At 49.2% G+C, this 977-nt stretch carries 3 protein-coding genes; all 3 read right to left on the bottom strand.

The window, feature by feature from the left end:
• The coding region (locus EBB59_RS13675; RefSeq protein WP_211327769.1) for a hypothetical protein at positions 1-355 on the bottom strand (355 nt) is incomplete at its 3' end.
• Positions 352-690, bottom strand: coding sequence for a hypothetical protein (locus tag EBB59_RS13670; RefSeq protein WP_147455630.1), 339 nt, complete (start codon positions 688-690; stop codon positions 352-354). The genes EBB59_RS13670 and EBB59_RS13675, both read right to left, overlap by 4 nt.
• A gap of 42 nt (positions 691-732) precedes the next feature.
• Positions 733-977: hypothetical protein (locus EBB59_RS13985; RefSeq protein WP_158601818.1), on the bottom strand; the 245-nt coding region annotated here is incomplete at its 5' end.

Raw genomic sequence — 977 nt, 5'->3', positions numbered from 1 at the left:
CGTTGAGCCTGTGGCCCTGGGCCAGGGTGGTTTCGAACTCGGATTGCTTGGAGAAATAAGGGGAGTATGGGGAAACTTTCTCGCCTACGGGGACGATCTTGGTCAGGGGCTCGTCGATGATCTCCATGCGGGGAAGTTCCCGGCCGGACATGAGTTGGCCGATGGCGCGATTCATCAACTCAGATGCCGGCGCATCTTTATCGAAGTTTTTGAGTGCCTTTAGGAGCTTTCTTCCATCTGATGTTTCAAGATAATCAATGGCGGATTTTTCGTTGACGCCATGTGTTTTAAATGAATTTAGCTTATGATTGCCATCTTTATCTTTATTTGTAGGGGGTCTTTTGTCTCTATTCATGACTCTTCCCCTGGGTTTAAGGATTCTATATTTTTAATTATTCTCTTTTCTTGATCGGTATGCCCGCCCCTGGCCTCAGTGGAAAATTCTGTATATGCCTTGCCAATGCTTGGATCTTTGTAGGGGGTGTAAAGCCCCTCGGAAAAACTATAAAACCCCGGGATGTCTATTCTTTCTGTAGGGTATTTCAATTCACCGAATTTTGCCTTATTTATTAATGGCATCAAGGAAATAAGTAGCTCTTGAGCATCCTTATTGTCTGGATATTGCCTTAATACCCATTCCAGGTGCTCGGCGGCAGCCTTAAGCCTTCCTGGGTTGATGGTCTTTGTCATGACGTTGCTCTCTGCTGATTGGTAAATTGTTGTCGGTTATTTCTACAGGCTTGGCGAGGTATGGCCTGAATAATCCGATGCGAGTTGCCGCACTTGCCCGGCAGGCAGGGCGCGCTCCATCTTGGGGGCGGTACGGAAAAGCAGATTGCCCTCTTCGGAACGATGGATGACGTTCATCCTGGGGTCTTCCGGCTCGTGCAGGCGTGGCAGGATCGAGTCGCCGAGCAGCCGGTTGTGGTAATCGGTCATCAGATTGAAGCTGCGGATGCCGAGCCCGTTGCGGATAT

Origin of the sequence: Solilutibacter pythonis, assembly GCF_003697345.1 — a bacterium.
GTDB classification, from domain to species: Bacteria; Pseudomonadota; Gammaproteobacteria; order Xanthomonadales; family Xanthomonadaceae; genus Solilutibacter; species Solilutibacter pythonis.
Note: the sequence above shows the minus strand (reverse complement) of the source record. Positions and strands in the feature narration are given on the sequence as shown.

Coding starts and splice junctions, on each gene's coding strand:
- EBB59_RS13670 (WP_147455630.1), bottom strand. CDS start 690: ATGACAAAGACCATCAACCCAGGAAGGCTTAAGGCTGCCGCCGAGCAC.